This window comes from Streptomyces kryoterrae (assembly GCF_054072135.1).
The window spans coordinates 6,789,596-6,808,922 of record NZ_CM133358.1 but is presented as its reverse complement, the minus strand read 5'-3'; the positions used below and the strand labels follow the sequence as shown (position 1 = coordinate 6,808,922).

The window sequence follows — 19,327 nt, the reverse complement described above, 5'->3', positions numbered from 1 at the left end:
GGACGACGTGAGCCACTACAGGAACAGGGCGCTGCGCCGGGCCGCCGAGACGCGTGCCGGCCTCGGCCTCGACACGCTGCGGGACCGCATGCCGATCACGGTCGCGTCGATCGGTGGGCAGCAGTCCCTGACGATGGCGTTGGACGCCGAAGCCCGCGGCTACGCCAACAGCGCGGTCGCGTACCGGTGTGTGGCGGCGATCGCCGACAACGGGTCATCCGTGCCGCTGCAGGTGGCGCGCCCGGACGGCTCGTACATCGAGGACCACGAGGTCGCGCACCTCTTCAACAAGAAGCCGAACGACAACATGTCGGCGCGCGTCTTCAAGTCGCTGATGCTCCAGCAGGGCGAGTTGGCCGGCCAGTCCTTCGTCTGGCTGGACCGTGGCGAGACCGGGCTCGGCCCGATCTCCGAGGCACACCTCGTGTTCGACGGCGTCGACATTGTGGTGGACAAGCCGGTTGCGCAGCGGCCCACGATGGCCAACCTCGTCGGGTTCATGATCCGCCGCGCGGACGGGGTGCAAGTCCCCGTGCTGCCCGAAGAGATGCTGTGGCTCCGGTATCCGCATCCGTTCGACCCGCTCGGCTGCATCGCCCCGTGGAAAGCCGCGCGGCACGCCGTCGACATGGACGCCTTCGCCCGCGAGTGGCAGCGCTCCTCGTACGCCAACGGCGGCCGTCCATCCAACGTCGTCTACCTGGGCGACATGGGCGAGACCGAGTACAACCAGACCGTCGCCGCGTGGCGCTCCTCGGTGCAGGGACCGGGCAACGCGGGCAAGAGCCTGTTCGTCCGGTCACAGCCTGGCTCAGGGGCGAACGGCGGCAAGGGCAAGGGCATCGCCGTCGAGCGGATGACGTTCACCGCAGCGGAGATGGAGTACCTCGAATCCCGCATGGCCAACGCGGCAGAGGTCATGATGGCGTTCGGGATCCCGCACGACTACCTCGCCGCGGGCACGACGTACGAGAACCGGGCAGCGGCGAAGGCCACGCTGTGGTCGGACACGATCAAGCCGAAGCTGGAGATCATCGGCTCGGAGATCGACCTACGGCTGCTGCCCTCCGACAACGAAGAGGCCGAGTTCGACCTGTCCGGTGTCGAGGCGCTCCAGGAGGCGCAGGACTCGAAGGCGAACCGTGCGCGCGCGTCGATGTACGCGGACATCACCACAGTGGACGAGGCCCGCGCCGTGCTGGGCCTGGACCCGCTGCCGAACGGGCTCGGCGCGCACACGCTCACCCCGTACCGGTCTCAGTTCGCCCCCGTGCAGGGCGCGGCCGGCGCCGACGAGGCACGGTCGTGGGATGCCGACTTCTCCCGCCTGACGCCCGACGTCGGCCCCGTCGTCGAGCGGGCCGTCGAGGTCGCCCTCGCCCGTCTCCTCGGCGGGCCGTCGCCGCAGGTGGACGGCCGTCCGACGCCCCGTCTGGAGCGCGCGGACGACGCCCCGTCGTCACCGTCCCTGACGGACATCAACGAGGCGTACGACGAGTTGGAGCGGGCCGGGCGCCGCGCGGTGCAGGCTCTCGCCCGCGAGCAAGGCGCCCTCGTACTCCGCGACTTCGACCGGCTGATGAAGAAGCCGGAGCGGTCCGCCGCGTGGCTGACCGAGGTGCGGACCGAGGCGTGTGCCCTCGCCCGCGAGCAGACCCTGACGCTCGCCCCGCCCGACCCCGAGGAGGTGCCGGCCGCGCGCCTCACCGACATGGACGTGGCGTCCGGGCCGGATGGGTGGGAGGAGCGGATCAAGCCGAGGGAGTTCTTCGACCCCAGGTACTGGAAGCGGAAGACCGGCGAGGCTCTGCGGCCGTTCGTCGAGCGGGCGTGGAAGCGCGGGGGCGCCTCGATCACCGGGGCGTTCGACCTCGACGAGCCGGACGTGGCGGGCGCCCTGGACGACCGGATCGAGGAGCTGGCCGGGCAGGTGACGGCCACGACGGAGCAGGTGCTGCGGTCGCAGATCCTCGCGCATGGGATCGCTCAGGGCGAGTCGGTGCCGGAGCTGCGGGCCCGTATCCAGCGGGTGTTCACGAACCTCGGCGACTACCGGGCAACGATGATCGCGCGCACGGAGACCGTGGGCGGCTACAGCCAGGCCTCGTTCCTGGCCGCGCTGGACGCGGGTGCCACGAAGAAGACGTGGCTGGCGACCGCCGACAAGCGGACGCGGGAGACGCACCGGCAGGAGAACGGGCGCACGGCCGCGATGAACAAGCGGTTCACGCTCACCAAGTCGCGGTGGCCTGCCGATCCTTCGGCCCCGGCCGCGCAGTCCATCCAGTGCCGTTGCGCGCTGACCTACGAGTTCGAGGAGATCTGACCATGCCCCGACGCAAGCCCGCTCCCAAGCTCAGCTTGGACGACCTCGGATATGTCGGGCCGCCGATCACACCCGAGCCGAGACTGTTCACGCTGGAGCGCGACCTCGACGTGACAGGCGTATCCGGCACCGGAACCGTGGCCGATGGCGTGGTGTGGCCGGACGGCACGGTGTCGATCAGGTGGCGTGGCGAGCGACCGTCCACCGTGGCGTGGAACTCCGTGGAAGATGCCGAGGCCGTCCATGGACATGGCGGCAACACTCGGTTCGAGTGGGTCGAGAGGTGCTGCTGACCATGGCCACCCTGCTGCGCGGTGAAGTTCGCGCGATCCTCCAGCCCGCTGGTACGAGCCAGTACGAGGGCGCCTACTGCCCGGCGGGCGTCCCGTTCCGTGAGGTCCGGCGGGGGCCGTTCGACGGCAAGAGCGACATCTGCGTACGACCGGACGCCGACGGCAGCCTGCCCCGCCACATGACGTTCGGCAGGGGCCGGACCGTCTACGAGTACGACGGCCGCGACAAGCAGGGGCGTGCCGTCTACCGGTACTCCCCGAGCCTCAGCCCGTCCCACCGGGCGGTCATGGACGGCGTAGCCGAGGTCTACGCCGAGCACGCACTCAAGCAGGCCCAGGGAGGCCAGTCGTGAACGTCCTGATGATCGAGTGCCCGTACTGCCACGTCCAGCAACCCGCCCGCGTCACCGCTGTGGCGGACGTCGACCTCGCCCGTGACGACCTGCCGGACGTGGTGCCCGTGACGCAGACCGCGGATCTGCGGCCAGCGAAGACGCACGCGCAGACGTGCAGGAGCAGGAGGACACGCTGATGGAGATCGAGTTCCGCGTCTTCGAGACGCACGAGTTCCGAGTCGACGAGGGGCAGGACGGATCGTTCGACGGCGTGGCCTGCCAGTACGGCAAGAAGGACAGCTACGGCACCACGTTCCACCCCGGAGTCTTCAAGCGCGGCATCGACAAAGCCCCGTACGCCTACCTGTGGATGCACTCGCCGTACTCGCCGATCGGCACGTTCCGCGCCGACGAGCAGCCCAACCTGCTCCACATCGCCGGGCTGTACGACGACACCGTGGACGGCCGCGACAAGCGAGCCATGGCCAGGTCCGGCAGCGCCCGCGAACTCAGCGTCGGGTTCGTACGGACAGACCTCCCCGAGTGGAAGAAGCTTGCCGAGATGGGCGACGAGGACCGCGCCGACGTCCTGGAGAACATCCGCTCGGCGCGGCTCGTCGAGGTCTCGCAGATCACCGCCCGCATGGCGGCCGTGCCCGGCTCCAAGCTGAAGGTGGTCCGGTCCGCCCTCGGCGCGCTCTACACCGAGACCGTGGGCGAGCCGACCCTCGCCGAGCGGCTGGCCGACTACGACCGCGAGCACGGCCGCGACTCGCAGGTCGCGCACGACGTCGAGATGCAGCAGCGTCAGCGCCGTGCCGCACTCCTGCGGTTGACGCCCGTCGGATCCTGACGACGCTGGCAGGCGCCCGTCTCCGGAGCGAATTGCAGCCCCCGCCGACGGGCCCGGCCACAGTCGATCTACCCTCCCCACATCCGGGCGTTCACACCGGACGTAAAAGCCGTGAGCATGCCGGGCGCGATCCACCGGCCGTGAAAGACGGACCGCAGACACCCATCACGTATGGGCGGCTGCGAGCCGTCCACGGACCGAAAGGACGCGGCCCATGAGCAACTTCGCCCGCATCCGCCCCATCGGTCGCCGCCGCGACGGACGGCCGATCTATCCCATCAAGGGTGGCGCCCCGACCCTGACCGAGCAGCGCGACGCGATCGTGGCGCAGCTCCAGGACCAGAACTTCGACGGCGACATGGACGACCTGCTGGCGCGGGCCGACACCATCGCCGCGCAGATCGAGCAGGCGAACCAGCGAGACGCCCGCCTCCGGGCACTCAGGGCCGCGCAGCTCCCCGCTGGGGACCCCGCCCCGGACACCCGCGTACAGCCCGGCATGCAGCCCGACGCCAACGGCAACGAGCACCCCCTCACCATCGCTGAGGCGTTCGTCCGCTCGAAGGCGCTGGAGAACTTCCGCGGCAACGGCAAGCAGGGCAAGTTCGCCGTCGAGTGGGACGGCCGCGCGGCCCCGGCCGGCACGGTCACCACCGGCACGACGCTCCCGCAGAACACTCGGGTGCCGGGGATCATCCCAAACAACCCGGACTTCCCGCTCCTGATCGCGAACCTGCTGGACAGGCAGACGTCGGACGGGACCACGCTGGAGTACATGCGGGACACGTCGGGCCCGCAGTCGACGTGGAACGCGGCGGCGGTCGTGGCCGAGGGTGGCGACAAGCCGAAGAGCGGGCCGTTCACCTTCGACCTGATCACGACCACCCTCAAGACGGTCGCGCACTGGGTGCCGATCACGAGGCAGGCCGCCGACGACAACAGCCAGCTGATGGGCTACATCAACGGGCGGCTGACGTACGGGCTGGAGTACAAGCTCGACCGCGAGATCCTCACCGGCAACGGCACCACGCAGATGCAGGGGATCCTCACCACGGCGGGCATCGGCTCCTATCAGCCGGGGTCGGGTAACACCGACTCCAAGCTGATCACGATCCGCAAGGCCAAGACGCAGGGCGAACTCGCGCTGTACCCGCCGGACGCGATCGTGCTGAACCCGCTCGACTGGCAGGACGTCGAGCTGGACACGGATGCCAACGGCCAGTTCCGGGTCATCACCTCGGTGACCGACTCCGGCGCCCCGATGCGTATCTGGGGTCTGACCGTCGTCACGTCGGTGGCGATGACCGCCGGCACCGCGCTCCTCGGCGGCTACCGGATGGGCGCCACGCTGTGGGAGCGGCAGGGCGTCACCATCCTGATGACCGACAGCCACGCGGACTACTTCACCGCGAACACGCTGGTCATCCTCGCCGAGCGTCGGGCGAACGTCGCGGTCCACACCCCGCAGGCGTTCGTGAAGATCACGTTCGCGGCGCTGCCGTAATGGGCGGCATCGTCAAGCAGGTGACGCTGACCAAGTCGGCGGTCGCCCGCACGGAGAACCAGGACACCGAGGTGCTGCGCGTCATCGGCACCGCCCCGGCCCTTCTGGACGGCACATCGAAGCCCGTGATCAACAACCAGGGCACGACGTTCGCCGACCTCGCCGCAGTCACCACGGCGTACAACGCCCTGCTTGCCGCGCTCCGTACGCGTGGCGTCATCGGAGGTACCTGATCATGGCAGCAGCACGTAAGCCCGCGGATGCGGGAGAGCCGACCAACCCGGCCGTCGTGTCCACCCGCGAGTACTCCGGTGGCACGGGCTGGGACGTCGGACAGTCCGCACCCGACGACGCGTTCCGCGCGCTCGACTCGGCCGGCAGCGGCGAGCAGGTCGGCCCCGTCGTGCACACCCACCCCGGCGGGTACGCCCGGCAGATCGTCGCCAAGGGCGGGCTGATCACCGCAGGCGTGAAGCGCGAGCTGGAGGCTGGCGACAAGTCAGCCGAGGGCGAGCAGGGCTGACATGTACTGCTCCCTCCAGGCCGCACGAGACGCGGGGTGTACCGGCACTGATGCCGAGGTCACCGCGTGGATCGGTGCTGCCCAGGAGCGGATCACGCAGTACACGCAGCAGCTCTTCGAACCAACTGACCTGGTGGTGGTGGCGGACGTCGGCGCGGGGGGACTGGTCATCCTCCCGCGCCGCGTCCGAACAATCACCAGCGTCACCCCCGTGTTGAACGCGGACGATGGGCCGGTCATCCCGTCGTCGGCGTACCGGGTCACGTCGTCGTCGGTCCTCGGACAGGTCGACGCCATCCACCTCGCATGGGGCGGCTACAACGACCTGGTGGTGGGGGCTGAGTCGTACAACGGCGGCTGGCAGGGCCTGTGGTCGCGGTGGGGTGCCGAGCAGGTGAAGACGGCCGGCTCGTTCGGCTACGACTCGCCGCCTCTGCTGGTCGGGCAGGGGACCGCGCTGCTCGCCGCCGACATCCAGGCGAAGGCCCGGCCGTCGGACGCGGACGCCGAGCAAGACTCGAGTCTTCAGGTGGACGACGAGGGCAACAACGTCGCCATCGAGGACAGCGACGACGAGGCGTCGGCGGACGTCGTCTCCCCGTCGTCGTCTACCGGGTCGACGCAGGTAGACGCCCTCCTCGTCGGCTATCTGAACCGTGGGCCGTCGCTGATCGGCGGTGTGTGATGCGGATACGCCGTACGGTCCCGCTCCGGATGCGGACGCAGGTGTCCGCGCAGATCAACACCCGGCAGTACGAGCGCGGGCTGCGCCGCTATTTCGGCGGCATGTCCGATGACGTGAAGCGCGCCGTGGACCGGACACGGATCGACGTGCAGAACGAAGCGCGTCGCCGGGCCCCAGTGGATACCGGACGCCTGCGGTCGTCGATCTTGTCGCGCGCTGAAACGTCCGGGCGGTCGATCGGCTACCTGGTCGGCTCGAACGTGAACTATGCGGCGGCGGTGGAGTACGGGACGGCGCCGCACGTCATCAAGCCGAAGTACAAGCGGGCCTTGTACTGGCCGGGGGCGGCGCATCCGGTGGCGCAGGTCAACCACCCGGGCACTCGGGCACAGCCGTTCCTGCGTCCGGCGATCGAGATGACTGAGATCTTCTGGCGGGCGCACGCCTCGCAGATCGGACGGCGAGGATGAGCCACGACTTTGCCACCCCACCCTCGGACTGGCCCGGTCTGGAAATGACCAGCATGACCAGGCTGACGGACAAGATCTATTACGGCTGGCTCGACGACCAGGCTCACCCCACGTTCTGGCACTGGTGCGCTGCGCTGGCCGACCTGCCCGAGGAGCAGACCGTGACCGGCCGATGGGTGGCCGCTGGCACCAGCGCGCACACTCTCGTATCCCGGGAGCCCCTACACCTCGAACCGTCCCTGCTGTGGTCCTGCTGTGGCCTGCATGGCTGGGTTCGCAACGGCCAGTGGACGGGGGCGTAATGGCTGCGACCACGTCCGGCGCCATCAAGGCCCGGCTGGAATCCCTCGCCTTCGGCGTGCCCGTGTTCCGCGACGGCCCCCGCGAAGGACAGGCCGAGCCGTACATCGTCGTCCAGGAGGGCATGCCCGCCGGGCTCGACACCGTGGCCAACGGCGACTTCGGCGACCCGACGGCCGAGATCAACATCATCGAGACCGTCACCGTCGACCTCGTGCAGCTGGCCCGCGTGAAGACGGGCGCCGCGACCACGAAGGTGACCGAGCGGTACGGGCTCGCCGAGGCCATCGCCCACGCCCTGCACGGCTACCCGTTGCCCGCCCACCCCGCGAAGGTCACGGCGGTACGGGTGCAGGACATCGACCGCATCCCCATCGCGGACAACAAGGTGCGGCACTCCATCACGGTGCAGGTGCACCGGGTCCTGCTGCGCAGCGAGGTGGTCCCAGCGTGAAGATCACCCACACTCCGACGACGCGCGAAACCGCCGTGACTGCGCTCGGCCCGCACTGGCCGCCGCTCCCTGGCTCTGCCGTCGCCCGTGTTCTCGGGTTGGCCGGTGCCGTCCACGGTGCCCTCTCCGTCCACGGCACCGACGGCCAGCCCGGCAGGGCGTGGTGGGTGGTTGACGGGCTGATCGTCCCCCAGGACGCCGGGCCCCCGCCCACACTGCCCGGCTGTCCCGTCGAGACCGTGCCCGAACCCGCCGCCGAGCCCAGCCCGCCCGTCGACCTCGCCCCCACCCCGTAACCCCGGGCCGAACCCCGGCACCAGGAAGGAACCGAGATGCCCATCTCCCGCGTCACCAAGGTCTACGCCATCCAGGACGCGAAGATCGCGCCCCTCACCGCCGACCCCGCCGGCGGCTCCGCGACGTACGGCGCCCTCATCGACGTCCCCGGCATCAAGAGCTTCGAGATCTCCGGCGACGTCGAGGTCAAGACCCTCCGGGGCGACAACACGAAGCTGGCCACCAACTCCAGCATCACGAACATCCAGGTCGCGATCACCCACGCAAAGCTGTCGCTGGACGTCCTCGTCGCGATCCTCGGCGGCACGGTCACCGACTCCGGTACCGGCTCGACCGAGGTGTCCACCTGGGACCTGACCGGCGCCAACGCCACGATGCCGCCCTTCAAGCTCGAAGGGGTCACACCCCCGAACGGCGTGGACATCGTCGGCGGTGACATGCACGTCGTGCTGCACAAGCTCTCCCTGTCGGCGTTCCCGGACCTCGGGTTCGCCGAGGAGGACTACCGCATCGCGAGCTTCACCGCGGACGCCGACCCGCTGCTCGCCACCGGCAACAAATGGATCTCGATCGTCCTCAACGAGACCGCCGCAGCGATCGCCTAAGCCCCGGGTCGGGCGCGCTGAGCGAAGGCGCGCGCCCGACCCGGTCACCCCTCACCCGCAGGCCGAACCCCGGCACTCACGTAGGGACACCACCATGACCACAGGGCTTGACCTCCTCGCCGAGGGCGGCACCGTCTCCCTCACCGACGGCACCTCGACATCCCTCCGCTACAGCTTCCGTGCGCTCGCACTCCTCGAAGCCCGATTCGGCTCGGTCGGCGCAGTCCAGTCCGCGATCGACTCGACAGGTGCAGGCGCCGCGTTCGGCCCGCTCGCGCAGATCATCGGCGCGGGCCTCGTCGGCCCCGGCGGGTTCGAGCCCCACATCCGGGAGCACGTCGACGCCAAGGGCAAGCGGACCGTCACCGACATCGTCTACCGGCGCCGCACCGACGGCGCCAACCTCGAAGACCTCCTCGACCCCGGCCGCCTCGGCGAGTACACCAACGCCTTCACCGCCGCCCTCAGCAAGGCCCTGGAGTCCCGGGGAAACGACGCAGCCCCGCCGACCGTGGAGACCGTGACCCCGGGGATTGGCCATGGGGCGAGTTCTACTACCTCGCCGTTGGTGCCCTCCACATTCAGCCCGGCACCTTCTGGGACATGACGCCGGCGCAGCTCCTCACGCTCGCCGACCACCACCAGGCCGCCCACCAGACGGGCGGCAACCGTCCTGCCCCAACCACCAGCGGACCTGGCCTCTTGGCCATGGCCGCGATGCAGTAGCCGAGGAGGCGAGCTGTGGCTGACGACATCAACCTGCCGAACCTGGTCAGTCATCTCGCGGTCAACCTCGACGGGCTGAACGGCACGGTCGCGGATGCGTCCCGGCAGGGCTCCAGTGTGGGGGCCGCGCTCGGCGGCGGCGTTCAGCGGGAACTGCACGGCCTGCTCGCGAACCTGCCCGAGATCCCGATCGACGCGAACTCCGATCAGGTGGACCAGGATCTGGCCCGGGTCCGCGAGCAGTTGCAGGCGCTGTCCGATCAGCGGATCGGTATCGACATCCCGGTCGATCAGGCGATCCGCCGTATCAACGAGCTGACGCCGCACCTGCAACGGCTGTCGGACACGCACCCGAACATCAACGTGCAGGCGTCCACCCGCGCTGCCGCACGGCAGTTGGACGAGCTTCTCGCCGCCGCTCACCGCGTGGACGACACCGATGCCCGCGTCGATGTCCATGTGGACGTGGACGAGGACCGGCCCAACCGGCTGCGCGGTCTCCTCGGACGGCTCGGCAGTTCGGGCGCGTCGGCGGGGAAGTCGATCGGGCTGGGTTTCGCGAAGGCGTCGGCGTCGATCGGCGCCGCGGTGCCGCTGGTGGCGAACGTCGTGGCCACCCTCGCGAACGTGGCGCCGGCGGCCGGGGTGGCGGTCACCGGGCTGATCGGTGTGCAGCTCACCTCGGCTGCGGTGAAGTTGGCCGCTGTCGGCATGGACGACGCCCTGTCGGCTGCGCTCGATCCGTCGAAGGCGGAAGAGTTCAACAAGGCGTTGGAGAAACTGCCGCCCAACGCGGCTGCGTTCGCGAAGGAAGTCCGCTCGCTCGCCCCGCAGCTGCACGAGGTGCAGCAGACCGTGCAGAACAAGGCGTTCGCCGGCCTGGACGGTGTCCTCGGCAAGCTGGCCAGCAAGACCCTGCCCATCCTGCGGCGCGGCCTCGTCGACTCGGCTGGCTCCGTCAACCTGATGGCGAAGGGCGTGGGTGGGGCAGCTCTGGGGCTGTCGGAGTCCGGCGCCCTCGGAAAGGCGGTCAACGGAGCGACGAAGGGCATGCGGAACCTGGTCCGCGTCCCGGGGCAGGTCGTCACCGCCGTGGGGCAGGTCGGTGCTGCTGCCGCTCCAGCGTTCAACAAGCTGACGTCTGGCGCAGGGTCGGTTGCGGACCGGGTCGCGGACCGGTTGTCGAAGGCGTTCTCGTCAGGTGGCATGGAGAAGGCCATCAACACGGCCGTCGCTCTCCTCGGCCAGCTCGGTGATGTCGCCGGGAACGTCTTCTCGGTCGTCGGCTCGGTGTTCTCTGCCGCGCAGGCGAACGGCGGCGGGTTCATCGGGACCCTTCAGCAGATCACCGGCGCGCTGGCGACGGCCTTTGCCTCCCCGGAGGTACAGGCCGGGCTGTCGGCACTGTTCTCCACGATGTCGGTGGTGGCGAAGACTGTTGCCCCGCTCCTCGGCCAGGCGCTGAGCGTGGTCGCGCCGATCCTGGAGAAACTGGGTCCACCGGCCCAGACTTTGATCAAGGCGCTCGGGGACGGGCTTTCCCCTGTGATCGACGCACTCGGCCCTGTGCTGGTCACCGCAGCTGGTGCGGTCGGCACCCTCGTGACCGCAGCCGCCCCCTTGCTACCTGTGGTCGGGCAGCTAGCGGCTAGCCTCCTGCCTGCACTGACGCCACTTCTGGACGCCTGCGTCACCGTTTTCCAGCAGCTGGCCCCGGTGGTCGCCGAGGTCGCTTCGATCTTGCAAGCGACGTTGGCGCCGATCCTCGCCGAACTGCCCGCTCTGGTGCAGCCGTTCGCCGACCTGATCGCGCAAATGGCTGTCACTGTCCTGCCTGTTCTGCTGCAAATGCTGGTCCAGCTAGCCCCGACTTTCGTGCAACTCGGCGTGTCCTTTGGCCAGTTGCTGGAGGCCGCTGCACCACTGATCGGGTTCTTCGCTGAACTTCAGTTCGCCTCCTTGGCCGGACTACTCAAGATCACGACCCCGGTGATCAACATTCTGCTGAAGCTGGCCGCGTTCCTCGCAGGCGACTTCGCCAAGGCGATCACCGACACCGCAGTGCCCGCCCTCCACGCCATCCGCGACCTGCTGAACGGCGACTTCCGGGGCGCGCTGTCGAATGCCCAGCTCGCTGTTTCGGGCATGGTCAACAGGACCGTCGAATACTTCACCGCGCTGCCCAAGAGGGCCGCGGTGGCGCTGACCCCGCTTGCGGCGAGGCTGGTTTCGCAGATGGAGATCGCGGGCGCGCAGCTGGTGGCACGCGCACAGACCAAGATCAACCAGGCTGTGGTGCAGGTCGCCTCCCTGCCGGGCAAGGCGCAGGCGGCTCTCGGCAACCTCGGCGGGCGGCTGGCCAACGCGGGTGCGTCTTTGATCGCCGGGTTCATTGCCGGGATCGTTTCGAAGATCCCCACGGTGCAGTCCGTGCTGAGCGGGCTGACGTCGAAGCTGACGGACTGGAAGGGCCCGAAGCAGAAGGACGCGAAGATCCTGACCCCGGCTGGCCGTCTGCTGATCGAGGGGTTCATCAAGGGCATCGACGGTACGACGGCCCGGTTGCGGGAGCGGCTGGAGTCCATCACCAAGGCGCTGCCCACGAACGTCAAGTCGGGCATCGGGAAGACGCTGGCGCGTGCGACGGCCGAGCTGGAGAAGCAGGTCACCAAGCGGGACGGTGTGCTGAAGAAGCTGGCCGCCGCGCAGAAGAAGCTCGATGGCCTGCTGAAGGCGCGCGACAAGGTGCGCTCGGACATCACCCAGGGCATCCTCGACGGCGCCAACATCACCACGGGCCACGCCGACGTCAACTCCGTCACGGCGATCACGGTGGGGCTCCAGCAGTCGTTGAAGGCGGCAAAGGAGTTCCAGGCAAACATCGCCAAGCTGAAGAAGGCGGGCATCCGGTCGGACCTGCTGCAGCAGATCGCGGACGCTGGAGTGGAGGCGGGCGGCGCGACGGCGGCGGCTCTGGCGAAGGCCTCCCCGGCCGAGCTGAAGAAGATCAACGACCTTCAGGCGCAGCTCGCCAAGTCGGCGGCGGCCACCGGCAACACGGTGGGCGACGCCCTGTACGGGGCGGGCATCCGGGCCGCGCAGGGCCTCGTGAGCGGGCTGAAGTCGCAGGAGAAAGCGATCGAGAAGCTCATGGAGCGGATCGCTCAAAGCATGATCGACGCAGTCAAGAAGGTCCACAAGACGAAGAGCCCCAGCCGCGCGTTCCACGACATCGGTGTGATGGATGGCGAAGGCCTGCGCGGGGGCATCCTCGCCACGGCGTCCCGCGTACGGGCTGCCGCCCGGTCGGTGGCGGGCGCAGCGCTCGACGTCGGCTCCGGGGTGGCCAACGCCCTGATCGGCACGCCCTCGGCCTCGCAGCTCGCCGCCGTGTACGCAGGCGGCGCGGGCAGCGGCAGCGACACCTACAACATCAACATGTACGGGACCCGTGCCACGCCGAGCGAGCTGGTGCGTGAGCTGTCGTGGCGTGGCCTGGTCGGGGGGCGATGACGGTGGCACAGCAGCAACTCGGCCGCATCCAGTGGTGCGACCTCGAGTTCGGGCCCGGCTCGCAGTACGCGGTCACCGCGTTGTCCGGCCTCGATGATCTGCCGGACGTTCGTGCGGAGGACGTTGCCCGGCCGGGCCAGCACGGCGAGTACACGGGCCCGGACTACACCGGTCCGCGTGTCATCCAGCTCGGGTTGGGCCTACGCGGCGACACCCCGGATGATCTGCGCGCGCTGACCCTGGCCCTGCGCAACGCGACGCAGCCCCAACGGCAACCGGCCGCGCTCCAGTTCCTCGATCAGGACATCCTCGTGTGGGCGAAGGTCCGCAAGCGCAGCCTGCCGTACGACGCCGAACGACTGTGGCGGCTGGGGGATGCGGCGCTGGAGCTGTACTGCGCGGATCCGTATTTGTACGGGCTGGAGGAGCACTCAGCCTCGACGACCGCGTACAGCCCGGCGGCCGGCCGCACCTACCCGCTGGTGCACCCGCGTACATACGGCAGCGCGGGCACCTCCGGACGCGTGACTGCGGTCAACGACGGCGCCGCTCCTGCGTACCCGATGCTGCGGCTGGACGGCCCGGTCGCCAACCCGGCCATCGAGCAGGTGAACACCGGCAGCATCCTCACGCTCGATGCCACGTTGCAGGTGGGTGAGTACCTGCTGATCGACACCCGGTCGCGGGCGGTCTTGCTGATGGGCTCCAGCCCGCGCCGTTCGTGGGTGCGCGCGGGCTCGGTGTGGCCGCTGCTCCAACCGGGCTCCAACGAACTCGCCTACCGAGGCAGCGCGCTGCCCGGGGCGCCCGGCCAAACGTCCCTGCTGACCGTCACCTGGCGCGACACCAGCCTGTAGAGAGGAGGCCAACGGTGGCCACGATCAACCCGCCGGCTTGGATGCAGGCCGGAAGCTACCCGGCCCGAAACGACCGGCTCGCGCTCACTGCGCTGCTTGCCTACCCGGGGTTCCTTGCCGACGAGTCCACCCCGATGCGGATCCGGCAGGGCGTGAAGCCCAGCTACACCAACTACCAGTTGAAGGTCCGGGCGGCGCCCACCCCGAACATGACGGTCATCGTGAGCGCGGGGTTCGCGTTCATCGACCAGCACGACACCGGGGGCACCGGCACGTACGTGGGGGTCAACGACGCCGACGTCACCCTGACTGTCCAGCCTGCGGGCGGGGCTGGCCAGTTCCGGAGGGACACAGTGGTCGCCTCGGCGTACGACCAGGAGTACGCGGGCGCCGTATCGGAATGGCGGCTGGAGATCATCCAGGGCCCGTACGCGGCAAGCGCTGGCGCGACAGTCCGGGGCACCCTGCCGGCCAACGCGCAGATCCTCGCGGACCTGGCGATCGCGCCGTCGCAGACGAGCGTGGCGGCGGCGAACATCACCGACATCCGGCAGTACTCGGTGGCTGCGGGCGGGGTCCTGCCGGTGGCGTCGAACGCGGCGCCGACCAGGCCACACCCGGGGCAGGTGCTGTATCTGACGGACACGGACGTGTTCGAGGTCGGGCAGCAGGCGGGGACGAAACGGCAGATGCGAGAGCTGATCCGGCCTTCCACCTCGGATCAGGTGTCCATGCCGCCCGCGTTCACGCCGACGGGATCGTTCGTCGACTTCACGTCCGGGCAGTGGCCCCCGGTGACGGTGACAGTGCCGCCGTCGGGTCAGGTCAAGGTGACGGTGGGCGCGGCGGTCGCGAACACCAACTCGTCGACGGCGACGGCATGGGCGACGTGGCGGGCCTCGGGGGCAACGACGTACACGGCATCCGAGAAGAACTCCGTGGTGACCATCAACGGCCGGACGTACGCGTCGAGGTCGGTGGTCCTGCCGGGGATGACGCCCGGAGCTGCACTGACGATCACCCCGCAGTGGAACGTGTCCAGCGCCGGCACGGTCGGGTCGGTGACCCGCGTCTCTGACGGGCAGCTCATCGTGGAGCCGATCGCATGACCGCCGACCTGATGGCCACCACAACGCTCCTCGCGAGCAGCGACGTCCAGCCGGAGCACACGTACACCTACCTGTTTTGCGACCTGCTGACGGACACCCTGCTCGCCGAGCTGCCACTATCTGGCGTCTCGTACTCGTTCGAGCTCAACGGTGTCGGGACCCTGTCCGGGACCATCCCCTACAGCGACGAGACGATCCTCCTCGATCCGGAGACCGCGTCCACGCCGGGTCGTACGGCGGTCTACGTGGACCGCGATGGGGTGCTCATCTGGGGCGGCATCGTGTGGACCCGGCAGGGAGTGGCGGGCGGCAAGTCCATCCAGGCCGCCGAGTTCATGTCGTACTACCAGCACCGGTACGTCAAGACGACCCTGTCCACCGACACCAGCTTGCTGATCAACCCGGCGTACGTGGACGCGGGCGGGCAGCGGTTGTTCACCGACCAGAAATTCATCATGTGGTCGCTGCTCGACTACGCCCGCGACCAGGCCGGCGGGAACATCGGCATCGACCTCAACCCGCTGACCGCCCCGGCCCACGGCATCAACCGGTCGGCGACCTATTTCGGGTACGAGCGGCCGGAGATCTACAAGGCCATCGCCGAACTGGCCGGCGCCGACGACGGGTTCGACTTCGGCATCGAGGTGGGCTGGACATCCTCGGCGAACAACCAGCCACCGACGCGGTTCCGGAAGGCGCGGGCCTGGTATCCGCGGCGCGGGCGCCCTGCTGCCGAGTCCGGGTTGGTGTTCTCGAAGGGCGGCGGGCACGGGTCGATCCTGTCGTACGACTGGCCGGAGGACGGCACGTCGTTGGTGACGGAGATGTCCGGGCTCGGCGAGGGGACGGGCGAGGCGAAGATCGTGAAGACGGCCGCCGCTCAGGATCTCCTCGACTCTGGCTGGCCGCTCCTCGAAGGTGTCGCCACGTACGAGGGCGTGGTCGACGATGCACAAGTCCAGGGCCTGACGAACGCCGACCTCCAGACCCGGTCACAGGCCAACGTGCAGCCCACGTTCGAGGTGTCCGCGGACACCGACCCCGAGTTCGGCTCGTACTCCGTGGGCGACGAGGCCCTGTTCGTCATCGAACCCGAGCCGCAGTCACCGGCCGGCCGCGAGGGCACGCTGCGGATCGTCAGCATCGAGAACACCGCGGTGAACGGGCCCGAACGTATCCGCCTGACGTGTGCGGCGGTGTGACGTGCCCAAGGTACTGAAGAAGCCGAACTTCCTCCAGGATCTGGCCAGGCTCCGGGAGGAGGTGGCCGCGCTGCGGCGGGCGGGGTGGGAGCGGGATGAGCTGCCGTTCTTCCCGACGTCGCTGCATGGCCTGGTGTACGAGGACGCCACCAGCTTCCTCACCGTGTGGGAGACGATCCTCAGCCCTCGCACCGCCACCCTGGCGCTCGGCCTGGTCCTGATCGGCGACGTCGTCTCGTCGACGAACACGGGCGGGGAGTGGCAAGTGCTCCTCGACGCCACGGTCGTGGCGAACGGGACCGTGCCCGCGACGTTCTCGTACACGTTCCCTGCCCTGTCCCTCGACCTCACGCCGTACCGGGCTGCGACGCAACTGAAAGTCCAGGTGCAGGTGCGCCGTACGGCGGGCGCCTCGACCGGCGGCAAGTGGGGCGGCGGCGGCTCGATCGGCTGCTCACCCCGCTATGCCCGAATCCTCTGAAGGGATCCCGATGAAGCTGATCACGCGTGCCCAGCTCGGATGGCCAGTGTCGGCCGCCTCGCTCCAGGCCACCACGAAGGGCGTGAAGGTCCACTACGAGGGGACCGAGGTGAGCACCCGGCTGCTCACCGACCATGACGCGTGCATCGCCGAGTGGAAGGCGATCCGCGCCAGCCACCTCGCGAACACGACCGAGAACTACTCCGACATCGCCTACAACTACGGTGCCTGCCCCCACGGCTACCTGTTGGAGGGGCGCGGCCTGGGCCGACGTACCGGAGCCAACGGCAACCAGACGCTGAACAAGGCGCACTACGCGATCGTCGGCCTCGTCGGCGACGAAGGCCTGACCGAGCCGACGGACGACATGCTCTCCGCGGTCCGCGATGGCATCGAGCTGCTGCGGCAGAACGGCGCGGGCACCGAGATCCGGGGTCACCGGGACGGATACGCGACTGCGTGCCCCGGCGGACCTCTGTACGCGTGGGTGCAGAAGGGCGCCCCGCGACCGACCACCGAGGAGGACAACGTGGCACTGACAACCGACGACATCGACAAGATCGCACTCGCGACGGCCAACAAGCTCATCGCGGGCGGGGGCGTTCTTGAGAACGGCGACGTCGACCGTGTCGCGAAGGCGGTCGCGGCCCGGCCCGCCACCCTGACCGATGCCCAGGTCCAGGCCCTGGCCACGAACCCGGCGCTCGCCGAGGCCATCGCCGAGAAGGTCGCGGCGAAGCTCGCCGCGCGACTCGCCAACTAGGAGGTACTCCATGAAGATTTCCAGCTTCGCGAAGTCGCTCATCGCCGGTGTCGCGGCCGGGTCCGCTGCCGCGGTCACGGCCGCGCAGGACAACGTGATCACCACTGGGGAGGGCGTAACCATGGCACTCGCTGTCCTCAGCGCGTGGGGCATCGTCTACGCCGTGCCCAACCGGCCGAAGACGGACGCCTGATGCGTGCGGCGGTCCGGCGGCTCCGCGCCCTGCTGGGCCGCCGCGGCTCGTTCCTCCTCATCATCGGCACGGGCAAAGTCTGCTTCGGACTCGGCCTGATCCTGGCCCCTCCGTCCGTGCTGGGCCTGGAGCTGCTGCTCCGGTGGGCGCCACTGCACTGCTGGGCATCCGTGTGGATCGTCGCCGGGACGGTGACGGCGGCAAGTTCGTTCCTGCGTGTGGGCCGCGACTGGTTCGGCTACGTGGCCGCTCTGGCGCCGCCCGTGGTGTGGGGCGTCGCCTACGGAACTGCCGCCGTGACGGGGGACTTCCCGCGCGGGGCATGGGTCGCGGGGTGGTTCCTGTTCTCCCACGTCGGCGTGATCCTGTGGGCGTCAACGGTCCCTGAGTACGAGCTGCCGCCCGGCGCGGCGAGAAAGGCCCGGTGACCGGATGGGCGGCTGGGTGGGTATAGCGGGAACCTTGATCGGCGCCGTCGCGGTAGTCCTCGGTGGGCTGTTCGCGGCGAAGGCAACGCGGGCCGCAGCCGTCGTCACAGCGGAGGCTCAGCGTGCGGCGGCGCGGGCGGCGGCCGGGCCGAACGAGCGCGCCGAGGACCGGGCTGCGTTCGACGCGATCAAGACAGAGCTGCGGGCCGACCTCGAATCGACGCGCGAGGAGGTCCGGTCGCTGCGCTCGCTGGTGCGGGCCTTCGCCTGGTACGTGGCCGACATGACGGGCCAGATGCGGGAGCACGGCATCGCGCCGCCGGCGCCCCCAGGTCGTGTCGACGAGTACAACAGAACTGGAGTGTGACCATGCCGTTCCCGCCTGGGGTGCAGACCGTCACTCTGACCGGACATCAGACCCTCGCCGATGGCGACGGCAACCCGCTGCCCGTCAAGATTCGGCCAGTGCCGTCGCGCGTCGTCGGCGCTGAGTGGGGCGTCGTCGTCGACAACGAACCCATCGCCGTCAAGCCGAACGACGCTGGTCAGTGGTCCGTCGTCCTCGTCGCCACCGAGGCCGCCGGGTTCACACCGACGGGCTGGACGTACCGCGTCGAGACGGGCCGCGACGCCCTGCACATCTCGCTGCCCCACACGCTCGGCACGGTCGACCTGTCCGAGCTGATCGACGCGGGGGCGGACGGCGGGGACTACGTCCTCGTGCCCGGCCCGCCCGGCCCGCCCGGACCGGCAGGCCCCGCAGGAGCGGCCGGTGCCACGGGCGCCACCGGCGCGCAAGGTGTCGCTGGACCGACCGGCGCCACTGGTCCGGCCGGCCCGCAGGGAGGCCCCGGCCCGACCGGTGCAACAGGGGCCACGGGAGCAACGGGAGCGACAGGGCCCACCGGACCTCAGGGCCCGGCAGGAGCTGGCGCCTCGATCCGCAGCACCGACGGCCGGATCGACCTCCAGATCATCACTCCGCCCATCGTCGCGGGGTGGGCCATCGTCACCACAACGGGCGGTATCGAGATCGGCAAGTCCGTACCCGGGGCTGTCGGTGACCGGATCTGGTACTCGCCGTCGTACCTGCGCACGTACGGCATCGTCGTAGACACCGGCATCAGGGCGGCGGCGGGCGGCGTCTCGCGGTACACCAGCTCCGGCACCAGCACCCCCGAGACGGACGGGTACGCGCCGATGTACCCGCAGGCTGCGTTTGCTGGTGTCGCCGGGGTGCGGGAGTTCATCGTGCAGCCTGGCGAGGTCGACGGGTCCGGCAACGTGACGATCGTGTTCGCCTACAAGGGGAGCAGCGCCGACGGCACGAGCCAGAAACTCTATTTCGGTGGTGGCCCCGGCTATAGCGGCGCCATGTTCGTCGCAAACGTGGGCCCCGCGTCCGCCTGA

General features: G+C 69.6%; 26 protein-coding genes. All 26 read left to right on the top strand.

Features of this window, described 5'->3' with window-relative positions; translation table 11 throughout:
- Positions 1 to 7 precede the first annotated feature (7 nt).
- Complete coding sequence (locus ACW4TU_RS30255; RefSeq protein WP_457418201.1) at positions 8 to 2,326, top strand: phage portal protein; 2,319 nt, start codon at positions 8 to 10, stop codon at positions 2,324 to 2,326.
- Positions 2,327 to 2,328: 2 nt separating this feature from the next.
- Positions 2,329 to 2,619, top strand: a complete 291-nt coding sequence (locus ACW4TU_RS30250; protein ID WP_457418199.1) for a hypothetical protein — start codon at positions 2,329 to 2,331, stop codon at positions 2,617 to 2,619.
- 2 nt (positions 2,620 to 2,621) lie between these two features.
- Positions 2,622 to 2,972 carry a hypothetical protein gene (locus ACW4TU_RS30245; protein ID WP_457418197.1) on the top strand — a complete coding sequence of 117 codons (351 nt, stop codon included), beginning with the start codon at positions 2,622 to 2,624 and terminating at the stop codon, positions 2,970 to 2,972.
- Positions 2,969 to 3,151 (top strand): hypothetical protein, encoded by a 183-nt coding sequence (locus ACW4TU_RS30240; RefSeq protein ID WP_457418195.1) that lies wholly within the window; start codon positions 2,969 to 2,971, stop codon positions 3,149 to 3,151. The genes ACW4TU_RS30245 and ACW4TU_RS30240 overlap by 4 nt, the downstream gene beginning before the upstream one ends.
- On the top strand, positions 3,151 to 3,807 hold the full coding sequence (locus ACW4TU_RS30235; protein ID WP_457418193.1) for an HK97 family phage prohead protease: 657 nt from the start codon (positions 3,151 to 3,153) through the stop codon (positions 3,805 to 3,807). The genes ACW4TU_RS30240 and ACW4TU_RS30235 overlap by 1 nt, the downstream gene beginning before the upstream one ends.
- 214 nt (positions 3,808 to 4,021) lie before the next feature.
- Positions 4,022 to 5,311, top strand: coding sequence for a phage major capsid protein (locus tag ACW4TU_RS30230; RefSeq protein WP_457418191.1), 1,290 nt, complete (start codon positions 4,022 to 4,024; stop codon positions 5,309 to 5,311).
- Entirely contained in the window at positions 5,311 to 5,544 is a 234-nt protein-coding gene (locus ACW4TU_RS30225; RefSeq protein WP_457418189.1) for a hypothetical protein, read from the top strand. Before ACW4TU_RS30230 ends, ACW4TU_RS30225 begins: the two co-directional genes overlap by 1 nt.
- Before the next feature lie 2 nt (positions 5,545 to 5,546).
- Complete coding sequence (locus ACW4TU_RS30220; RefSeq protein WP_457418187.1) at positions 5,547 to 5,834, top strand: hypothetical protein; 288 nt, start codon at positions 5,547 to 5,549, stop codon at positions 5,832 to 5,834.
- A gap of 1 nt (position 5,835) precedes the next feature.
- Complete coding sequence (locus ACW4TU_RS30215; RefSeq protein ID WP_457418185.1) at positions 5,836 to 6,519, top strand: hypothetical protein; 684 nt, start codon at positions 5,836 to 5,838, stop codon at positions 6,517 to 6,519.
- Positions 6,520 to 6,548: 29 nt separating this feature from the next.
- Positions 6,549 to 6,989, top strand: coding sequence for an HK97 gp10 family phage protein (locus tag ACW4TU_RS30210; RefSeq protein ID WP_457418183.1), 441 nt, complete (start codon positions 6,549 to 6,551; stop codon positions 6,987 to 6,989).
- Between the two features lie 53 nt (positions 6,990 to 7,042).
- Complete coding sequence (locus ACW4TU_RS30205) at positions 7,043 to 7,291, top strand: hypothetical protein (RefSeq protein ID WP_457418181.1); 249 nt, start codon at positions 7,043 to 7,045, stop codon at positions 7,289 to 7,291.
- Positions 7,291 to 7,743, top strand: coding sequence for a hypothetical protein (locus tag ACW4TU_RS30200; protein ID WP_457418179.1), 453 nt, complete (start codon positions 7,291 to 7,293; stop codon positions 7,741 to 7,743). The genes ACW4TU_RS30205 and ACW4TU_RS30200 overlap by 1 nt, the downstream gene beginning before the upstream one ends.
- Positions 7,740 to 8,039 (top strand): hypothetical protein, encoded by a 300-nt coding sequence (locus ACW4TU_RS30195; RefSeq protein ID WP_457418177.1) that lies wholly within the window; start codon positions 7,740 to 7,742, stop codon positions 8,037 to 8,039. Before ACW4TU_RS30200 ends, ACW4TU_RS30195 begins: the two co-directional genes overlap by 4 nt.
- Positions 8,040 to 8,075: 36 nt before the next feature.
- The gene (locus ACW4TU_RS30190; protein WP_409096506.1) at positions 8,076 to 8,645 is read left to right on the top strand and encodes a major tail protein; all 570 of its coding nucleotides are present in this window, start codon (positions 8,076 to 8,078) and stop codon (positions 8,643 to 8,645) included.
- A gap of 94 nt (positions 8,646 to 8,739) precedes the next feature.
- On the top strand, positions 8,740 to 9,252 hold the full coding sequence (locus tag ACW4TU_RS30185; RefSeq protein WP_457418175.1) for a hypothetical protein: 513 nt from the start codon (positions 8,740 to 8,742) through the stop codon (positions 9,250 to 9,252).
- A complete protein-coding gene (locus tag ACW4TU_RS30180) occupies positions 9,225 to 9,371 on the top strand; it encodes a hypothetical protein (protein ID WP_457430399.1) in 147 nt (48 codons plus the stop codon). Before ACW4TU_RS30185 ends, ACW4TU_RS30180 begins: the two co-directional genes overlap by 28 nt.
- A 15-nt stretch (positions 9,372 to 9,386) precedes the next feature.
- Complete coding sequence (locus ACW4TU_RS30175) at positions 9,387 to 12,884, top strand: hypothetical protein (RefSeq protein WP_457418173.1); 3,498 nt, start codon at positions 9,387 to 9,389, stop codon at positions 12,882 to 12,884.
- Positions 12,881 to 13,741: a phage distal tail protein gene (locus ACW4TU_RS30170; protein WP_457418171.1), complete on the top strand. Its 861-nt coding sequence runs from the start codon at positions 12,881 to 12,883 to the stop codon at positions 13,739 to 13,741. The genes ACW4TU_RS30175 and ACW4TU_RS30170 overlap by 4 nt, the downstream gene beginning before the upstream one ends.
- Positions 13,742 to 13,755: 14 nt before the next feature.
- The gene (locus ACW4TU_RS30165; protein WP_457418169.1) at positions 13,756 to 14,850 is read left to right on the top strand and encodes a hypothetical protein; all 1,095 of its coding nucleotides are present in this window, start codon (positions 13,756 to 13,758) and stop codon (positions 14,848 to 14,850) included.
- A complete protein-coding gene (locus ACW4TU_RS30160; protein ID WP_457418167.1) occupies positions 14,847 to 16,052 on the top strand; it encodes a hypothetical protein in 1,206 nt (401 codons plus the stop codon). The genes ACW4TU_RS30165 and ACW4TU_RS30160 overlap by 4 nt, the downstream gene beginning before the upstream one ends.
- 1 nt (position 16,053) lies before the next feature.
- On the top strand, positions 16,054 to 16,533 hold the full coding sequence (locus ACW4TU_RS30155; RefSeq protein ID WP_457418165.1) for a hypothetical protein: 480 nt from the start codon (positions 16,054 to 16,056) through the stop codon (positions 16,531 to 16,533).
- A gap of 10 nt (positions 16,534 to 16,543) precedes the next feature.
- Complete coding sequence (locus tag ACW4TU_RS30150; RefSeq protein ID WP_457418163.1) at positions 16,544 to 17,296, top strand: peptidoglycan recognition protein family protein; 753 nt, start codon at positions 16,544 to 16,546, stop codon at positions 17,294 to 17,296.
- Positions 17,297 to 17,306: 10 nt separating this feature from the next.
- On the top strand, positions 17,307 to 17,489 hold the full coding sequence (locus ACW4TU_RS30145) for a hypothetical protein (protein ID WP_457418161.1): 183 nt from the start codon (positions 17,307 to 17,309) through the stop codon (positions 17,487 to 17,489).
- Entirely contained in the window at positions 17,489 to 17,917 is a 429-nt protein-coding gene (locus ACW4TU_RS30140; RefSeq protein WP_457418159.1) for a hypothetical protein, read from the top strand. The genes ACW4TU_RS30145 and ACW4TU_RS30140 overlap by 1 nt, the downstream gene beginning before the upstream one ends.
- A 34-nt stretch (positions 17,918 to 17,951) precedes the next feature.
- The gene (locus ACW4TU_RS30135) at positions 17,952 to 18,284 is read left to right on the top strand and encodes a hypothetical protein (protein WP_457418157.1); all 333 of its coding nucleotides are present in this window, start codon (positions 17,952 to 17,954) and stop codon (positions 18,282 to 18,284) included.
- Between the two features lie 2 nt (positions 18,285 to 18,286).
- Complete coding sequence (locus tag ACW4TU_RS30130) at positions 18,287 to 19,327, top strand: hypothetical protein (RefSeq protein WP_457418155.1); 1,041 nt, start codon at positions 18,287 to 18,289, stop codon at positions 19,325 to 19,327.

Excerpts from the sequence above, each read along its gene's own strand:
- ACW4TU_RS30250 (WP_457418199.1), top strand. The coding sequence starts at position 2,329 with ATGCCCCGACGCAAGCCCGCTCCCAAGCTCAGCTTGGACGACCTCGGA.
- ACW4TU_RS30245 (WP_457418197.1), top strand. The coding sequence starts at position 2,622 with ATGGCCACCCTGCTGCGCGGTGAAGTTCGCGCGATCCTCCAGCCCGCT.
- ACW4TU_RS30235 (WP_457418193.1), top strand. The coding sequence starts at position 3,151 with ATGGAGATCGAGTTCCGCGTCTTCGAGACGCACGAGTTCCGAGTCGAC.
- ACW4TU_RS30230 (WP_457418191.1), top strand. The coding sequence starts at position 4,022 with ATGAGCAACTTCGCCCGCATCCGCCCCATCGGTCGCCGCCGCGACGGA.
- ACW4TU_RS30225 (WP_457418189.1), top strand. The coding sequence starts at position 5,311 with ATGGGCGGCATCGTCAAGCAGGTGACGCTGACCAAGTCGGCGGTCGCC.
- ACW4TU_RS30220 (WP_457418187.1), top strand. The coding sequence starts at position 5,547 with ATGGCAGCAGCACGTAAGCCCGCGGATGCGGGAGAGCCGACCAACCCG.
- ACW4TU_RS30215 (WP_457418185.1), top strand. The coding sequence starts at position 5,836 with ATGTACTGCTCCCTCCAGGCCGCACGAGACGCGGGGTGTACCGGCACT.
- ACW4TU_RS30210 (WP_457418183.1), top strand. The coding sequence starts at position 6,549 with ATGCGGACGCAGGTGTCCGCGCAGATCAACACCCGGCAGTACGAGCGC.
- ACW4TU_RS30205 (WP_457418181.1), top strand. The coding sequence starts at position 7,043 with ATGACCAGGCTGACGGACAAGATCTATTACGGCTGGCTCGACGACCAG.
- ACW4TU_RS30200 (WP_457418179.1), top strand. The coding sequence starts at position 7,291 with ATGGCTGCGACCACGTCCGGCGCCATCAAGGCCCGGCTGGAATCCCTC.
- ACW4TU_RS30190 (WP_409096506.1), top strand. The coding sequence starts at position 8,076 with ATGCCCATCTCCCGCGTCACCAAGGTCTACGCCATCCAGGACGCGAAG.
- ACW4TU_RS30185 (WP_457418175.1), top strand. The coding sequence starts at position 8,740 with ATGACCACAGGGCTTGACCTCCTCGCCGAGGGCGGCACCGTCTCCCTC.
- ACW4TU_RS30170 (WP_457418171.1), top strand. The coding sequence starts at position 12,881 with ATGACGGTGGCACAGCAGCAACTCGGCCGCATCCAGTGGTGCGACCTC.
- ACW4TU_RS30160 (WP_457418167.1), top strand. The coding sequence starts at position 14,847 with ATGACCGCCGACCTGATGGCCACCACAACGCTCCTCGCGAGCAGCGAC.
- ACW4TU_RS30150 (WP_457418163.1), top strand. The coding sequence starts at position 16,544 with ATGAAGCTGATCACGCGTGCCCAGCTCGGATGGCCAGTGTCGGCCGCC.
- ACW4TU_RS30145 (WP_457418161.1), top strand. The coding sequence starts at position 17,307 with ATGAAGATTTCCAGCTTCGCGAAGTCGCTCATCGCCGGTGTCGCGGCC.
- ACW4TU_RS30140 (WP_457418159.1), top strand. The coding sequence starts at position 17,489 with ATGCGTGCGGCGGTCCGGCGGCTCCGCGCCCTGCTGGGCCGCCGCGGC.
- ACW4TU_RS30130 (WP_457418155.1), top strand. The coding sequence starts at position 18,287 with ATGCCGTTCCCGCCTGGGGTGCAGACCGTCACTCTGACCGGACATCAG.